Annotated in this window: 19 protein-coding genes; 5 read left to right on the top strand and 14 right to left on the bottom strand. The window is 27.2% G+C overall.

Features of this window, described 5'->3' with window-relative positions:
• Positions 1–27: 27 nt before the first annotated feature.
• Positions 28–1,578: a PAS domain-containing hybrid sensor histidine kinase/response regulator gene (locus QML81_RS07590; protein WP_281950824.1), complete on the bottom strand. Its 1,551-nt coding sequence runs from the start codon at positions 1,576–1,578 to the stop codon at positions 28–30.
• Positions 1,579–1,680: 102 nt separating this feature from the next.
• On the opposite strand from QML81_RS07590, the gene QML81_RS07585 reads away from it, so the two are divergent.
• Complete coding sequence (locus QML81_RS07585) at positions 1,681–2,382, top strand: dUTP diphosphatase (protein ID WP_281950823.1); 702 nt, start codon at positions 1,681–1,683, stop codon at positions 2,380–2,382.
• Positions 2,383–2,430: 48 nt separating this feature from the next.
• On the opposite strand, the gene QML81_RS07580 is transcribed toward QML81_RS07585, so the two are convergent.
• The 9 genes from QML81_RS07580 to QML81_RS07540 all read right to left on the bottom strand — a co-directional run bounded on the left by QML81_RS07580 (position 2,431) and on the right by QML81_RS07540 (position 10,992).
• A complete protein-coding gene (locus QML81_RS07580; protein ID WP_281950822.1) occupies positions 2,431–2,592 on the bottom strand; it encodes a hypothetical protein in 162 nt (53 codons plus the stop codon).
• Positions 2,589–2,783, bottom strand: coding sequence for a hypothetical protein (locus QML81_RS07575; protein WP_281950821.1), 195 nt, complete (start codon positions 2,781–2,783; stop codon positions 2,589–2,591). Before QML81_RS07575 ends, QML81_RS07580 begins: the two co-directional genes overlap by 4 nt.
• 72 nt (positions 2,784–2,855) lie before the next feature.
• Complete coding sequence (mog, locus tag QML81_RS07570; protein ID WP_281950820.1) at positions 2,856–3,389, bottom strand: molybdopterin adenylyltransferase; 534 nt, start codon at positions 3,387–3,389, stop codon at positions 2,856–2,858.
• Positions 3,390–3,498: 109 nt separating this feature from the next.
• Positions 3,499–4,005, bottom strand: coding sequence for a pimelyl-ACP methyl ester esterase BioV (gene bioV, locus QML81_RS07565; protein WP_281950819.1), 507 nt, complete (start codon positions 4,003–4,005; stop codon positions 3,499–3,501).
• A complete protein-coding gene (locus QML81_RS07560; protein WP_281950818.1) occupies positions 3,992–5,671 on the bottom strand; it encodes an AAA family ATPase in 1,680 nt (559 codons plus the stop codon). The genes bioV and QML81_RS07560 overlap by 14 nt, the downstream gene beginning before the upstream one ends.
• Complete coding sequence (mtaB, locus tag QML81_RS07555) at positions 5,628–6,866, bottom strand: tRNA (N(6)-L-threonylcarbamoyladenosine(37)-C(2))-methylthiotransferase MtaB (protein ID WP_281950817.1); 1,239 nt, start codon at positions 6,864–6,866, stop codon at positions 5,628–5,630. The genes QML81_RS07560 and mtaB overlap by 44 nt, the downstream gene beginning before the upstream one ends.
• Before the next feature lie 3 nt (positions 6,867–6,869).
• Entirely contained in the window at positions 6,870–8,471 is a 1,602-nt protein-coding gene (locus QML81_RS07550) for a mechanosensitive ion channel domain-containing protein (protein ID WP_281950816.1), read from the bottom strand.
• An 8-nt stretch (positions 8,472–8,479) separates the two neighbouring features.
• On the bottom strand, positions 8,480–9,523 hold the full coding sequence (aroB, locus tag QML81_RS07545) for a 3-dehydroquinate synthase (RefSeq protein WP_281950815.1): 1,044 nt from the start codon (positions 9,521–9,523) through the stop codon (positions 8,480–8,482).
• A gap of 65 nt (positions 9,524–9,588) precedes the next feature.
• Positions 9,589–10,992, bottom strand: a complete 1,404-nt coding sequence (locus QML81_RS07540; RefSeq protein ID WP_281950814.1) for a COG3400 family protein — start codon at positions 10,990–10,992, stop codon at positions 9,589–9,591.
• 53 nt (positions 10,993–11,045) lie between these two features.
• Here QML81_RS07540 and tgt point away from each other — a divergent pair, with 53 nt between their 5' ends.
• Genes tgt through pdxA form a run of 3 tightly spaced genes read left to right on the top strand, consistent with a single transcriptional unit; the run spans position 11,046 to position 13,891 of the window.
• Entirely contained in the window at positions 11,046–12,167 is a 1,122-nt protein-coding gene (tgt, locus tag QML81_RS07535) for a tRNA guanosine(34) transglycosylase Tgt (protein ID WP_281950813.1), read from the top strand.
• A complete protein-coding gene (locus QML81_RS07530) occupies positions 12,164–12,946 on the top strand; it encodes a pyridoxine 5'-phosphate synthase (protein WP_281950812.1) in 783 nt (260 codons plus the stop codon). Before tgt ends, QML81_RS07530 begins: the two co-directional genes overlap by 4 nt.
• A gap of 3 nt (positions 12,947–12,949) precedes the next feature.
• The gene (gene pdxA, locus QML81_RS07525) at positions 12,950–13,891 is read left to right on the top strand and encodes a 4-hydroxythreonine-4-phosphate dehydrogenase (protein ID WP_281950811.1); all 942 of its coding nucleotides are present in this window, start codon (positions 12,950–12,952) and stop codon (positions 13,889–13,891) included.
• Positions 13,892–14,041: 150 nt separating this feature from the next.
• On the opposite strand, the gene QML81_RS07520 is transcribed toward pdxA, so the two are convergent.
• Positions 14,042–14,350 carry an MTH1187 family thiamine-binding protein gene (locus tag QML81_RS07520; protein ID WP_281950810.1) on the bottom strand — a complete coding sequence of 103 codons (309 nt, stop codon included), beginning with the start codon at positions 14,348–14,350 and terminating at the stop codon, positions 14,042–14,044.
• Positions 14,351–14,402: 52 nt separating this feature from the next.
• On the opposite strand from QML81_RS07520, the gene QML81_RS07515 reads away from it, so the two are divergent.
• Positions 14,403–15,515, top strand: a complete 1,113-nt coding sequence (locus QML81_RS07515; RefSeq protein ID WP_281950809.1) for a pyridoxal phosphate-dependent aminotransferase — start codon at positions 14,403–14,405, stop codon at positions 15,513–15,515.
• On the opposite strand, the gene QML81_RS07510 is transcribed toward QML81_RS07515, so the two are convergent.
• The 3 genes from QML81_RS07510 to QML81_RS07500 are packed head-to-tail and all read right to left on the bottom strand — an operon-like array spanning position 15,501 to position 17,131.
• Positions 15,501–16,268 carry a hypothetical protein gene (locus QML81_RS07510; RefSeq protein ID WP_281950808.1) on the bottom strand — a complete coding sequence of 256 codons (768 nt, stop codon included), beginning with the start codon at positions 16,266–16,268 and terminating at the stop codon, positions 15,501–15,503. The genes QML81_RS07515 and QML81_RS07510 overlap by 15 nt on opposite strands.
• 34 nt (positions 16,269–16,302) lie before the next feature.
• The gene (locus tag QML81_RS07505) at positions 16,303–16,644 is read right to left on the bottom strand and encodes a nucleotide pyrophosphohydrolase (protein WP_281950807.1); all 342 of its coding nucleotides are present in this window, start codon (positions 16,642–16,644) and stop codon (positions 16,303–16,305) included.
• Positions 16,634–17,131, bottom strand: coding sequence for an HIT family protein (locus tag QML81_RS07500; RefSeq protein ID WP_281950806.1), 498 nt, complete (start codon positions 17,129–17,131; stop codon positions 16,634–16,636). Before QML81_RS07500 ends, QML81_RS07505 begins: the two co-directional genes overlap by 11 nt.
• Between the last annotated feature and the right edge of the window lie 3 nt (positions 17,132–17,134).

Raw genomic sequence — 17,134 nt, 5'->3', positions numbered from 1 at the left:
TTTATAGTTTGATTTTTCAATAAGAGTTCACTCTTTTAAATATTTTTTTATTAATTTTTTAAATTCAGTAACTCTTATAGGTTTGGGAACATACTCATCAAATCCCAGCCTAAGATATGCCTCTTTTGCTTTTTGCATAGGTGAATAAAAATATCCTGTTAATACAAAAACTGGTGTATCTTTATAATCTTCTTTTAATTTTTGTATAAATTCTACACCATTCATCAAAGGTAGTTTTACATCAGTTAAAATAAGATCAATTTTTTCGTTTCTTAATATCTTTAAAGCTTCTTCAGCACTTTTTGCAAATCTAAGCTTATACTCTTTTAATATTATAGCAATTAATGCCTGATTAATATCGCAGCTATCTACGGAAAGAATAGTATATTTGCTAATTAAGTTGCCAGAGACATCTTTTTTAGGAGTAAATGGTATATTTTTTGATTTTCTAAATTTAATAGTAAAGAAAAATCTACTTCCTTTTCCCTTTTCGCTTTCTACATCGATTTTGCCACCATGAAGTTCAATAATTTTTTTTGTTACAAAAAGCCCTAAACCAGTCCCTCCACATTTTTCATATACTTTCTCATCTTCTTGACTAAACTCTTTAAAAATAGTTTCTATTTTATCTTTATCTATCCCTATGCCTGTATCTTCAACTTCAAAATATATCTCAATATTTTCATCATCTTCAAAATTTTTTTTCACTTTTAACTTTACATATCCATTTTGTGTAAATTTTATAGCATTTCCTAAAAGATTTATTAAAGCTTGCCTCAGACGTCCAGGGTCTCCTATTATATCCTCTGTAAATTCATCTTTATCTAAAATAAGTTCAATATTTTTTGTACTTGCAAGACTTTCCATTGTTTTAAAAATTTTGTCTATTGTATCATTTATATCAAACTCAATTTTGCTTATATATAATTTACCAGCTTCTAATTGAGAATAATCCAAAATATCTGTTACTAAATCTCTAAGTGATTCTGCAGAAAATTTAATAGTATTTAATATCTCCTTTTCCTCTTCATCAAGATCATTTTTTGCAAGCAATATATCAGAATATCCTAAAATCGCATTTAATGGAGTTCTTAAATCATGTGTCATTGATGCAAAAAATAAAGATTTTGACCTATTTGCTTTTATAGCTTTTAGTTTTTCTCTCTCGGCTTTATCTCTTGCCTTAATCAATTCTAACTCAGTTTCTTTTAATTTAGTTATATTATTGCTTAAAACAACATATTCTACAATTTTCCCTTTCTTTTCATCGATAATAGGTAGAATTCTTGAAAAAACCCAAAGTTTTTTTTGATTTTTGGAAACAATTTGAAGCTCACCAAGCCACATTTTTTTATTATTGACTTTTTGCCATATTTCATTATCAATTTTATCTGGAAAATCGTGATGGAAAATCCTATATATGCTTTTTTTAATCAAATCATCTTCACTATATCCAGTAAGCCTACAAAAATGTCTATTTGCATATTTTATAATTCTATTTTCATCAAGAACCAAAAACATATTTGCGGCTTCAACTATAGGATTATTATAATATTTTGCACTTGCCTCTATAATCATTATAGCCTTCTTTATTTATCGTCTATAATTTATTATATATTAATTTTTGAATTTTTACATTCTTTTTTGGTTATAATTTCAAAAAATTAAAAAAGGAATGGTGTGAAAGAAAAAATATTAGAAATGCTTCAATTGCAAAATGAATTAAACAGTGATACAAATGGTCCAAATTGGAGAGAAGATATAACTAAAAACGGAAAAATTATTAACTGGAAAAGATGTATTTATATGGAAAGCGCAGAGTTAATTGACTCTTTTCCTTGGAAACATTGGAAAAATATTGAAGCAGATTTGGATATTGAAAATATAAAAATTGAACTTGTGGATATTTGGCATTTTATTATGAGTTATCTTTTAAAATTTCACTCCCCTTTAGAATTGACAAATTTGATAGATAATCTAAAAGATTCAAAATCTGATATTCATATTCCAAAAAAATGGGAATTTGAAGATAATAAAAAAATTAATGAATATCTTGATATTTTTGAAGAATTGATGGCTCTCGCTTTAATTAAAAATGATAGCGAGCCATATCAAGAAAGCCTGCTTGAAACATTTTTTAAAGCTTGTGATAGTGTTGGTTTAAACTTTGATGATTTATATAAACTTTATATTGGGAAAAATGTTTTAAATAAATTTAGACAAGACCATGGCTATAAAGAGGGAAATTATAAAAAAATCTGGAATAATAAAGAAGATAATGTTATTATGCAAGAGATTTTATATAAAAATGAAGATATAGATTTTAATTCATTATATAATGAGCTTGAAAATATTTATAGCAAAACTGTCCAAAATGATTAAATATCTAGAAAACAGGAGAGTATATAAATCATAAATTAAGATTATTCACTATTTTTTATAAATATACTCTCTTTGGTCCTTTGGTTTTTTACTATCCTCTTGGATTTTATTTATAATAAATACAGGGGATAAGAAAACAAATAAAATTGAAGCTACTAAAAAAGCAATTAATATATACATTGGTATATGTTTTAAATGGACTTTTTTCATTTTTGACTCTCTCTTTCTACCAATTTTAATGCATCAAGAGTATTTAATAAAATCTTTTTCTTGGTTACAAGAGGTTTAGTAGCTAAATTTTTTGCTTTTTTATCCATTTTAGGATTTTCTAAAATCTTCATAAACTCATTTTCTAACTCTTTTATATACTCTTTTACACAATTTTCAAACTTTTTATCCATTTTTTTCTCTTTATTTATATCTTTTGTTTATTCTAAATTACTAATACACCAATAACCAATATACCAATAACTCTATTTATTTTTTGGTCTAAAAGCCTTTATAACCTCTTCATTTGTTTCAATATAAGGTCCACCAATTAAATCTATACAATATGGAACAGCTGGAAAAACTGCATCTAAACACTCTCTTATAGATTTTGGCTTTCCAGGCAGATTTATAATCAAAGAATTTCCTCTAATACCTGCAGTCTGTCTTGATAAAATTGCTGTTGGTACATATTTTAAACTAACTTGTCTCATAAGTTCACCAAATCCTGGCAAAATTTTCTCACAAACGGCCTCAGTTGCCTCTGGAGTTACATCTCTTTTTGCAGGCCCTGTTCCTCCAGTTGTTACAACTAAAGCACAATTTTCTTTATCACATAACTCAATTAAAGCATTTTCAATCTCTTTTTGCTCATCTGGAATACATCTATAAAATATTTCAAACTCATTTTTTAAATAATCTTTCATAGTATCCATTATGGCTTTTCCGCTTATATCTTCATATATACCAGCACTTGCTCTATCACTTGCAGTAACTACACCTATTTTAATTTTATCCATCCATATCCTTTTTGTGAATTAGTATATTGGTTATTGGTGTATTGGTATATTAGATATCTAACTTTTTACCAATAACTAATAACCAATATACCAATAGCCACTCTCGTATCTAAACCAACAGATGTCCAACATTTTTTATAAAGTATACAGTTGCAAAACTTTTAAAAAAATCATATGCTAAATTTGAATTTATTATTTTATCTTTCTCACCAAGATAAACTTCTATTTTTATTCCTCTTTTTATAAGCTCATTTAATTTATCTTGATTCCATTTATAATATAAAAGTTCTTTTAAGTTTTCAAAACTATCATCTTTTTTATATTTTTCAATATATATGTTTGAAGGAAATATTACATTTTCATAAAAATTTTCAAAATATTTTTTAGGATCTTTTTTAAAAAAAATTAGTTGTAGCTTTTTAAATTTTTCATCTCTATCTTGAAAAAAAGCTGGAGATATTAAAATAAGCTTATCAACTCTTGAATTTTCTTTATAAACATATTCAAAAGCTCTTATTGCACCATAACTAAATCCAGCAACTAAAAATTCGCTTTTTTTTAAAAAGGAAAATATTTCAATCTCATCTTTAAAACCAAAACCACTAAAATACTTCATTTACTATATTTTTGACCTCTTCATAAGCAATTGACTCATTTTCTATTAAAAAATCTCTAATTTTTTCTATTTTATTTTTTTGTTTAGATAAAAACTCTTTTACCTCTTTTAAAGAAGAGTCTAAAATTATTGATACATCGCCAATATCACCAACTATTTTTTCTCCCATAGCATATTTTACAACCATCTCTTCAGCTATCTGTTTTGCCTTGCTTAAATCAAATGCACAATTTGAAAACTCTTCATTATAAAAAAGCTCCATTGCAGCATAACCTGAAAGATAAAGCTTTATCTTAGCAAGATATTCATGCTTTGACACTATCTCTTTATCAATATCTTTAAAACCACCACCAAGAATATTTACTTTTTCAAAATCTATCTCATACCAATATGCACAAAGTGTTTTAGCTGCTTGATATGTTGCTTGTACCTCTTTTTCATTTTCACTATATGCAAGAACCCTTTTTTTGCCATATAAAACTTTATCTCTTACCTCTTCAAAATCCTTTAACTCAACAATTTTTTTACCTTTTCTAAGTGCATGCAAAGCAGCTTCATTAACTAGACTTGAAAGTGCAGCCCCGCTAAATCCAACTGTCATTTTTGATAGTTTTTCTAAATCAACAAAATGTGGAACCTTTTTTAAATAAACCTTTAAAATCTCTTTTCTCTCTTTAGCATTAGGTAAAGATACAAAAATTCTTCTATCAAACCTTCCAGGCCTTAAAAGTGCCTCATCAAGCATCTCTATCTTATTTGTTGCAGCCATAACTATAACACCACTTGAATCTTCAAATCCATCCATTTCTGTAAGAAGCTGATTGAGAGTTGCTTCTCTTTCATCATTTCTCATTCCGCCTCTTGCTTTTCCAACAGCATCAATCTCATCTATAAATATTATAGATGGCGCCATCTGTTTTGCTTTTGCAAAAAGCTCTCTAACTCTTTTTGCCCCCATTCCCACATATATCTGAACAAAAGCACTACCACTTTGATAAAAAAATGGAACTCCAGCCTCTCCTGCTACAGCTTTTGCAATTAAAGTTTTACCAACCCCTGGGGGTCCAACTAATAAAACACCTTTTGGAAGTCTAACACCAAAATCAATAAATTTTTTTGGATTTTTTAAAAACTCGATTATCTCTTCTAGCTCTTCTTTAACATCTTCGATTCCAGCAACATCTTTAAATCTTACATCACTGATTATTGGTTTTATTTTTGTAGAAAATTCATCAATTTCTGGCTGAGCAATATTTATTTGATGTTTTATTGTTGTTTGTTCTTTTGATTTTTTTGTATAAAAAATAAGATATCCAAAAAATCCAGCAACTATAATTAAAAGTATAATATCATATAGATATGAATAATCCTCTTTTACTGTAACAGTAGTTTTTTTATAAAGTTCACTAAGATTAATTGTCTCTTTTGGAATTTTATATTTTTTTCCTGCACTCAAAATATAGATATACTCTTTATCAATCTTTGCACTATCAATGAGATCATTTTTTAGCAACGTTTCATATGTACTATAATCAATTAACTGCGCTCTATCTCTAATAGAAGCAAAAATCAAAATAGATATGATTAATATAGCAGAAACAGTTGCTATAATTTTACTCTTTTTAGAAATTTGCAAAGTTGCCCTCTTTTCTTGCTTCATATTCATTAATCTCTATCCAGTTTCCTTTTAAATCTTTGTCACTTTTTATTTTTATTCTATTAAAATATTGATCCAATCCATAAAAATATCCATCTTTATATGATTCAACTAAAACTTGCAAACTATTTTTTCTCTTTCTAAACTCAAAATTTTTTTCATCAATTATCTCTTTTATAATCTTTTGCCTTTTTTTAGCAACATCTCCTCTTACACTCTCTTTCATATTGGCTGCAGGAGTACCATCTCTTTTACTATATGTAAAAAGATGTATATGTGTTAAAGGAAATTTTTTAATATTATCAACTGCTTCTTGAAAAATTTTTTCATTTTCTCCAGGATGACCGACTATAAAATCTGTTCCTATTGCATAACCTTTTTGTGAAATATATTCAAAAAGTTCTAAATCTTCCTCTACACTATTTCTTCTATTCATAATTTTTAGCATATCATTTTGCGTATATTGTAATGCAATATGAAGATGTTTTGCCATCCATGGCTCATTTAATATCTCTTTAAACTCATCATCAATCTGTATAGGCTCAATTGAACCTATTCTAACTCTTCTAACTCCTCTAATTAGTGATATTTTTTTTAATAATTTTGCTAAGGAGCTACCTATATCTTTTCCATAACTTCCAACATTTGTTCCAGTAAGAATAAATTCACCAAAACCATTAAAGGCTAGTTTTTCTATCTGTTTTAATATTAAATCCTCTGGATGGCTTCTTGCATTACCTCTAACATATGGAATTATGCAGTAGCTACATCTAAAATCGCAACCCTCTTGAATTTTTATAAATGCTCTGCTTTTTCCAATAAACTGTTCAACTACAGTTTTATCAATATGATTTAAATCACCAAGTTCAAAAAAATTATCTTTTTTTATTAATTTTTCAATTTTTTCCTTTTCGGAATGTCCAAATACTCCAGCAACTTTTTTCTCTTTAAAAAGTTCTTCTCCTTTTGTAAATGCACCGCAACCTGTAAAATATATTTTTGCTTTTGTTTCTCTTTGAATTTTATTTACATAATTTCTAACACCACTATCTGCTGAATTTGTAACTGTACAAGAATTTACAACTACAATATCAGCATCTTTTTCATTTTCTACTATTTCATAATTTTTTAATTTAGAAATCATTACTTGCGTATCAAATTGATTGGTCCTACAACCAAAAGTTTTAAAAAAAACTCTTCTCAATAGCTATACCTCCAACTCATTTATATTTGGAGTATTTATATTGAATTTATTAAACTTTGTCAAGTTTACTGTTTGAGTTGGATAAGCTATTTTAATATCACTCTCTTTTAGAAAACTATCTATAATTTCTGTAGATATTGTACTTCTTAGAGTCAATGTGGCATAAGAGTTAGTCATAAACCAAACACTAATACAATATCCATACCCTTCTGCAAAAGTATAAACTCTTACATCAACATTAACATTTTTTAGATGAAATGAGCTTCTAAGTCTGTTTAGTTGCTTTCTTGTTATCTCAATATATCCTTTAGCATATTTTCTTGCTGTCTCTTTTGCAATATGGGCGGCTTTTTTGTGATTTGAATCAAAAGTAATATAAAAATTTACATTATCCCAAACAGTTTTTAATCCTGAATGTGTATAGTTTGCTATTAAATCTGTAAAAATATAGTTATTTGGAACAAATATCATTCTTCCACTTCTTATATTTTCTCTGTAACTTGTTAAAGTTACATCTTCAAGTATTGTCATTTTAAGCAAAGATATGTCAACTACATCTCCTACATAAACTTGTCCTTCTCTTTTTACTCTTATTCTATCACCAACATGAATTGAACCTCCAAAAACAATAACCATCCATCCTAAAAGACTCATAAACATATCTTTCATAGCAATAGCTATACCAGCTGATGCAAAACCAAGAATTGTTACAATATATGAAACATTTTCTATATATGCAAAAAGAAGGATTAAAATTACAATTGTTGCAAAAGTAAAATTTATGGCTTTATTAGCCATATAAAATCTTTCGCTATCTTTTATATATCTTTTAATAATCCATTTCAATATAAAACTAAAAATTAATAGTGCCAAAATTATGGCAGCTATTCTTGCAGCTTTTTCACTTTGTTGTTTTATATCTTCTGTAACTTTAAAAACAACCTCTTCAACTCTTTTTTCATAAACATTAATAGTTTGAGTTGCAGTTTTTACTGCTGATTCAAAATCATCAATTTCTGAAGTAAGTGTTTTAATAGTTTTTAATAAATCATCTGTCTTTACAATTTTATATTTTTCAACTAATAACTCTTTTTTCTCTTTCAACAGTTCTAAAGTATGTTTGATTTCTTCCAATTTTGTTTTATAATAATTTTTCTTTGAATTAATCTGTTTTATATATGAAAAGGCACCTATTATTGCAATTGGATTTTTGACAGCTGGTGGTTCTGGAATAGTAGAGGGCTTTAAAAGTTCAACAAAAGGCGACTCTTTGTACTCTTTTAAAAGCTCTAACTGATTTTGAATAACTTTTTTCTGTTCTTCTAATTCTGATATATCTTTTTTATATCTCTTATAAAGTTTTATCTTTTTATTGATTTTTTCAAGCTCTTTTTTAAGTTTGTGATAGGTTATATAGTTTGAATATTTTCTAGTCCAAATATCTTTACTTAACTCTTCATTAATATTTTTTAATCTATTTTCAATTACTCTTAATTTTTCAATTTTTGATATATTCTCATCATTTTTTTCAACAATTGGATTTTGAGCATATAAATAAATATTTAAAAATAAAATTCCAAAAATAAAATATATTAATTTTTTCATTCTTTTACCTATGTAAAAATTTTTAATACCTCTTTTATCAATCCTTCATCAATATCACTTTTAAATACGAAATTCCCTATATGATTAGGTAAAACAAATTTAATTTTTCTATTTTGACTCTTTTTATCAAGATAAAACTGTTCATAAAAATTATCAATATTTTTTATTTTATATTCAACTGGAAGATTATATTTTTTTAATAAATTTTTTATTCTAATAGACTCATCTTCTGATAAAAGACCAAGTTTTTTTGCAAGCTCATTCGCCATGGCAATACCAATAGAAACAGCCTCACCATGTAAAAATCTTTTATATTCTGTTTCATTTTCAATAACATGAGCAAATGTATGGCCATAATTTAAAGCTGCTCTAATACCTGCTTCTTTTTCATCTTTTTTAACTACATCGGCTTTAATTTCTATACTTTTTTTAATAGCATACTTTAGATTTTCTTCATTATCCAATGAGTTTTTTTCAAGCCATTCAAAAAAATCTTTATCAAAAGTTACAGCCATCTTTATAATTTCTGCAACACCGGCACTAAACTCTCTTTTTGGAAGAGTTTTTAAAAAATATGGATCAATATATACAGCTTTTGGCTGATGAAAAGCACCTATTAAATTTTTCCCATATCTATTATTTATACCTGTTTTTCCGCCAACACTTGCATCTACTTGACTTAAAAGAGTTGTTGGAATTTGAACAAAATCTATTCCTCTTTGAAAAATAGAAGCAGCAAAACCTGTCATATCTCCAATTACGCCACCACCAAATGCTATTAAAATTGATTTTCTATCTAATTGATGATCAAACAGTCTATCTAATATAAAATTTAAAGATTCAAAATTTTTATACTCTTCGCCATCTGGCACAGTTATTATATATTTTTCTTTTGCATCAAGATTATTTAAAAGATAATTCAGATGTAATCCTGCTACCTTTGGATTTGTAATAATTGCAACTTTATTATCAAATTGAATTTTAGGTAATTTATCTATAATAATTGGATAACTTTTATTCTCTGTTTTAACTAGTTCTATATCAATCTTCATATTTACCTCTTAATTTTTTATAATTATATTTATTTTTTCCTAAAAAAAGTATTTTATAGGCCATTTTAACCTATTGGAATAAATATCTGATGAAACTTTTTAAGTTTAAAGTATAAAGCTTCTGGATCTGTACTGAAAATTCTTAAAAGATTACTTTTTAACATTTTTTTATTAAAAGGTAGAAATTCAAGTAAATTTTCCTCTTTTAAAAGTTCTCTAATAGGATTATTTTTTGATTTTACTATTTTAATCTTTTTTGAAAATATAGAAGCAAGATTTTCATAATGCTCAATTATATCGCTTTTGTCCTCACTTTCCGGATCGACATCATATAATACAAGATCTAATTGAAGCTGTACAGAGATATCAAAAATAGTTGATGAAATTTGTTCTAAATCTTTGTTTTTTGTTAATAAAATGGCTGATTCTTTTAGATTTTCTATAGAAGATGATGAAAATGTAAAAACAGGAATTTTTAGATTATATAGCAGTTTTCTTATTTTTCTATTTTCAAATAAAGTATTGTATAAAGTTATTAATCCAATTTTATAGTTATTTATATCTCTTTGAATAACATTTTCATCATTATTTAAAGTATAATCTATTCTTATTTCTACACTTTTTGACTCTTTGCTTTTAATTTTATCTAATAATTTTACTGAAGTTGGATTAATAACTCTAATAATTAGCTTTTTATCTTTTAAGATTTTATGGAGCCATAAAGCATCGTGTAAAGATTTTTCAATTTCACTATTTTTTTGTGTTTCCATATTGATAAATAGATAGATATTTGTACCATATGGTATTGGAAATTGACCTATCTCTCTTTTTATAGATTTATATATATTTTTTAATACTTTTGGCTCACCTATTATTAGTAAAAGATCATTTGGCCAAATCATAATTTTTGGATCTGGTAGAATCAATCTATTATTTCTATAAATAGCTGCAATTTTCCAATTTTTTTGTTCAATTGATCCAATGTGTCTATAAACATAGGTACTTCCAAATGGAACTAAAACTTCCATTATTTCACCAAGTCCAAGACCAACATTTTGGGCAATAATAGGTACATTTGGCAGATAGTCCATCAATCTATTTGATAGTATCTCATTAGCATTTAGCAAAATTACATTTTGATCATTGATATCTAAATCCCATTTATCATATATAACAATGCTAATATTTAAATCTAATCTTCTTATATTTTCATATGAAGCAATGGTGTCAATTTTATTTCCCATTACAATCATAACTTGGGAAAATTTTTCATCAAAAAGTAATGAAAGCTTTACAAAACTAGTTGGATCAAATTTAAAAAATCTAAAATTTTCAGTCTTTATTTCAGGTAAAATCTTTTCATCATAATAGACCACAAAATATTCATTATCAGTTACATAATTTTGGACTACTCTTTCTAAAAAATGTTTTGCTACAATACCATCAGCAAGAATTAGAATATTTTTCAAGTTTACCTCTTTTTATAAAGATTAGTGAGAAATTATATCAAAAAGGTTTGATTTTGGAATTTAAAATTGATGCAATTGACAAAAATGCAAGAGCTTGTACAATAAAAACAGCACACTCTACTATTAAAACTCCTATCTTTATGCCAGTAGGAACAGCTGCAAGCGTAAAAGCTCTTGATTCTATAGATATGCTTGATATTTTAAATACTCAAATTATTCTAGCAAATACATACCATCTATATCTACGACCAGGAGATGAGATAGTAGCAAAGCTTGGAGGACTTCATGGTTTTACTAAATATAATAGAAGTTTTTTAACAGATAGCGGAGGATTTCAGGCATTTAGCTTAAGCGATATATCTAAAGCTGATGAAAATGGAATAGAGTTTAAAAGTCATATTGATGGAAGCAGACACTATTTTACCCCAAAAAAAGTTCTTGATATTCAATATAATTTAAAAAGCGATATTATGATGATTCTTGATGATTTAATAGCTCTTCCTGCAACTAAAGAGAGATTAGCTCTATCTGTTAAGAGAACAACAAAATGGGCAATTGAATCGATAAATTATCATAAAAAAATGCAAAATCAAGGTAAAGGCTTAAATCAAAATATTTTTGCCATTATACAAGGTGGAATCGATTTTGAATATAGAAAAATAAGTGCAACAGAGTTAACCTCTCTCGATTTTGATGGATTTGCAATTGGGGGTTTGAGTGTTGGAGAAGAAAACCAAGCTATGTATGATACAGTTGAGTTTACAACAAAGTTTATGCCAAAAGAAAAGCCAAGATATTTAATGGGAGTAGGAACACCAGAAGATATTATTGAGTCTATAGATAGAGGTGTAGATATGTTTGATTGTGTTATGCCTACAAGAAATGCAAGAAATGGCACAATTTTTACCTCTTTTGGAAGAATAAATATAAAAGCTGCAAAATATAAATTAGATAATAATCCAATTGATGAAAATTGTAACTGTTATACCTGTAAAAACTATACAAGAGCATATTTAAATCATCTATTTAGAGCAAAAGAGTTAACATATTATAGATTAGCCTCTATTCATAATTTACACTATTATCTTAATTTAGTAAAAGAGGCAAGAGAGGCTATAATTGAAAAAAGATTTGATAAATTTAAAAAAGATTTTTATGATAGGAGACAAAAATGAAACTTGGTGTCAATATAGATCATATTGCAGTTTTAAGAGAAGCAAGACGTATAAATGATCCAGATCCAGTTGATGCGCTCTCTATTGCCAAAAGAGCCGGAGCTGATCAGATTACTATTCATTTAAGAGAAGATAGAAGACATATAAATGACGATGATGCAAAAAAGATTATTGAATTATCGCATCTGCCTGTAAATATGGAGTGCTCAACAGATGATGAAATAATTGATATTATCTGTTCGCTTAAACCTCATAGAGCTACATTAGTTCCTGAAAAAAGAGAAGAAGTAACTACTGAAGGCGGTCTTGATGTAATTAAATATTTTGACAAAATTAGTGATGTTGTTAAAAAATTAAAAGATAATGAAATTGATGTATCTTTATTTATTGATCCTGATTTTGAAATAATAGCAGCCTGTGTTGACACAGAGGCTGATATGATTGAACTTCACACTGGAAAATATGCAAATATTTATGCAATGCTATATAGCAATCTTAAATATACTCACAACTCTATAAAAGATTTAGAGCTAAGTAGAGCAGAATTAAGAGACAAACTATCTATGGCAATAGGTGATATTGAAAATTCTGCTATATATGCAAATAAAGCTGGGCTTCTTGTTGCAGCAGGTCACGGTCTAAATTATCAAAATGTAGAATCCATTGTAGATATTTCTAGTATAGTTGAACTAAACATTGGACAAAGCATTATCGCAAGAAGCATTTGGGTTGGACTTGAAAATGCTATAAAAGAGATGGTGCAATTAATAAAAAGGTAAGCTGTGCAAGAAAAACCAACCATTGCAATAAGCATAGGAGATATCAACGGAATAGGAATAGAAATAGCGCTAAAAGCTCATGAAAAAATTAAAAAATTTTGCAAACCACTCTATTTTATAAATGATAATATGCTAAAAAAAGCATCAAAATTACTAAATATAGAGATTCCAAAAGATTTTGAAACAGAATATATTCCAGGAGATTTTGAAATAAAACCTGGAAAAGTTGATAAAGATAGTGGAAAATTTAGTTTTGAGAGTTTTAAAACAGCTACAATTATGACAAAAAATGGTATATGTGAAGCTTTAGTAACTCTTCCTATTCATAAAAAAGCATGGGAAAAAGCTGGCATAAAATATAAAGGCCATACAGATTTTTTGAGAGATTTTTTCAAAAAAGATGCAATTATGATGCTTGGATGTGAAGAGCTTTTTGTAGCACTATTTACAGAGCATATTCCATTAAAAGATGTTCCTAAAAATATAAAAACAAAAAAACTTAAAAATTTTCTTTTAAATTTTTACTTATCACTCATCACTCGTAACTCATCACTTAAAATTCCAGTACTTGCTCTAAATCCACATGCAGGAGACAATGGAGTTTTAGGAAATGAAGAGAAAAAAATAAAAAAAGCTATAAAAAAAGCCAATAAAAATATAAAAAGAGATGTTTTTATAGGTCCAATAGTTCCAGATATTGCATTTATTCCAAAAATGAGAGAAAAATATAAAATCTATGTAGCTATGTATCATGACCAAGGGCTTATACCTTTAAAAGCTTTATATTTTGAAGAAAGCATCAATATATCTTTAAATCTTCCAATTATTAGAACATCTGTTGATCATGGAACTGCATTTGATATAGCTTATAAAAAAGATAGAGAGATAAATCTTAAAAGCTATATCAATGCAGTTAAGTATGCTGTTAATATGGTAAAGGAATAATAGTCATTAGTCATTAGTAATTAGTAATTGGTCATTAGTAATTTAAAATTTGAAATTGACCTCTTCACTCCCCTCCCCTTTTACCACCTTACTACCTTATCACTTTACTCCCTTATCTTCCTATTCACCACACTCATCATACTCACCTTACTAACCTATATTCAATCTTTTCTCAACCGATTTAACTTTTTGTTTTAATCTATCTTTTTTTCCAGGTCTTATATCAAATTTTACTACACTATAAACTCGCCCTACTCCCATCTTCTCTAATGCTTCATACATTTTTGGAATTAAATCTGTTAGCTCTTTAATATTATCAGCCTCTATTATTGTAGCCATTGGGGTTAATTGATACTCAAATCCACTATCTTTTATAACTTTTAAAACCTCAGCAACATATCTGCTTTTACTCTCGCCAACATCGGTTGGAAACATTGCAATTTCCATTAAAACACTCATTTTTATCCTTTTAAAAATTATCTTTTAGTTATAATTTTACAAAAGGAGTTTTATGAAAAGATTAAAAAATCTAACACCTTTTATTGTTATGGATATTGTAAAAGAGGCAAGCAAATTTAATGATACTATTCATTTTGAGATTGGTCAACCAGATATCTCTCCATCTCCAAAAGTTATAGAAGCTGCTCAAACAGCTATAAAAAATAAAAATTTCTCATATACACAAACAGAAGGCTTGGAAATTTTAAGAGAAAAAATAGCTTTGCATTATAAAAAAGTTTATGATGTAAAAATAAACCCAGAAAATATTTTAATCACACCTGGAACAAGTGGGGCTTTTTTGCTCGCATACTCTTTGCTTTTAGATATAAATGAAAGAATAGGATTTGCAGATCCAGGTTACCCTTCCTATAAAAATTTTGCATATATGCTTGGAATTGAGCCAGTTTTTATAAATGTTGATAAAGATAGCAACTATTGCATAACCAAAGATATTTTAAAAAAATATAAAATTGATGCTCTTCAAATTTCAAATCCCTCAAATCCAACAGGAAATATATATGAAGATAACAGTTTAAAAGATTTATGCAGATATTGTGAATTAAATGGGATTAATCTTATAAGCGATGAGCTATATCACGGTTTAGTATATGATAAAAATGTTCAAACAGCATTAAAATATAATAAAAATGCAATCATTATAAACGGCTTTTCAAAATATTTTTGTATGCCAGGATTTAGAATAGGATGGATTATCGTTCCAGATAATTTAAAAAGAAAAGCTGTTATGCTTGCACAAAATATTTTCATTTCAGCGCCTACAATAAGTCAATATGCAGCAGTTGAAGCTTTTGATTATGAATATTTAAAATTTGTGAATGAAACTTTTAAAAAAAGAAGAGATTTTCTATATAATGAATTAAAAAATATTTTTACAATTAACAAATTTCCTGATGGAGCATTTTATATCTGGGCAGATATATCAAAATATAGCAATAACAGTTTTGAGTTTTCAAAATTTCTGTTGGAAAAGATTCATGTTGCAGTTACACCTGGTACAGATTTTGGGAAAAACGAAACTAAAAAATATATAAGATTTTCATATACAAGAGATTTAAAGCATTTAGAAGAGGGAGTGAAAAGATTAACCTCACTCCTTTGCTAAATCTTTTGCGAAAAGATAGATACCTGCATTATAAAGACTCAAAATATAAGCAAGTATCAAAACGATTGGCAACAAAATTATAGTTGAAGATAGAAAAACTATAAAAATTCCAAAAATAAAAACTATAATTGACCAAAACAGAATAAGTAAAAAATAGTCTTTTTTAAATGTTTTTTTCCAAAAAGCAGGATTGATTAATAAAAAAACTTTTTTAAAAGCTTCATTAAATCCCTCTGATAATATCACTTCTCCCATCACAGCTGGAAAAATATAGAAAAAAAATCCAGCAATCAACAACATAACAGTTCCAGGAATAGAGTAACTACTCATCATATAAAAAATAATCTGTTGTTCATTCATTCCTTTTATCTCTTCCATAGAAATGGTTCCACTAAAAATTGCAGTTAACAGTGCAAAAGCAAAAATAAAAACTAAAGATATAAAAAATAGAGCCAAAAACGCTCCAGTTGCTTCAGCGATATATTTTGTTAAAAAATCACCTATCTTTGTATCTTTTGCAAAATTTTCCATTTCTTCAATACTTTTTACCTCTTTTATACCTCTTCCAAAATATATCTGAATCGATAAACTCAAAATTGAGTAAGCAAAAACAAAAACTATACCTATTAAAGGTAAAATTGAAAAGAAGCTTATAACAAGCAATATTGCAATTGCAGCTAAAGATAGAGCAATATTTCCTTTAAAAAAAGAAAAAGCAAGTTTTAATGCATTTATATTGGATTTTTCAACCATTTTGACTCCTTAAGTCATTTTACAATATACTTTTTTAACATCCGCTTTTTTTCATACTTTTTGCATACTCTATAGGAAACCTTTTTCTGTTTTTTTCTATTTTTTTAATTGAGGCTTCATAAAGATCAATATCTAATACAGAAGAGAGTCTTAATAAAAAATGAAGTACATCTGCCATCTCTTCGCCAATCTCTTTTCTTTCATCTTCGCTAAATTCATCTGGCTTTTTATCACACCATTGAAAATGCTCCATTAATTCAGCTGCTTCTATTGCAATACTCATTGAAAGATTTTTTGGAGTATGATACTTTTCCCAATCTCTTTCTTTAACAAAATTATCTAAAATTTTTTGAAGTTCATATAAACTACCCTTCAAAATATTCTCCTGAAAACTCTTTTAATTTTTTATAAACTTTTTCAAAATCTGTACTATAAACTCTTGTATTTGCAATAGATGTGATAAAGTTAGTATCCCTTTGCCATCTTGGAACAAGGTGCAAATGAATATGCTCAGCAATTCCAGCGCCCGCTGCTGCTCCAAGATTCATTCCTATATTAACACCTTCAGCTTTAAATTTCTCTTTTAAAAGTTTAACCCCTTTTTGAGCAAGCTCATTCATTCTAAGCCATATCTCTTTATCCAAATTTTCAAGATTATCTATATGAATATGAGGTATTATCATAAAATGGCCAGGAGTATATGGGTATTTATTCATAACGATAAAACATTTTTCATCTCTGTATAAAACATGATGTTTTTCATCAAGATTTGGATTTTTACTTATATGGCAAAAAACGCAACCCTCTATTTTTTCATTTGTTATATATTCGCTTCTCCAAGGGGCATATAAAATATCATACATCAA

Origin of the sequence: Nitrosophilus kaiyonis (assembly GCF_027943725.1) — a bacterium.
In the GTDB taxonomy this organism is placed as follows: Bacteria; Campylobacterota; Campylobacteria; order Campylobacterales; family Nitratiruptoraceae; genus Nitrosophilus_A; species Nitrosophilus_A kaiyonis.
Note: the sequence above shows the minus strand (reverse complement) of the source record. Positions and strands in the feature narration are given on the sequence as shown.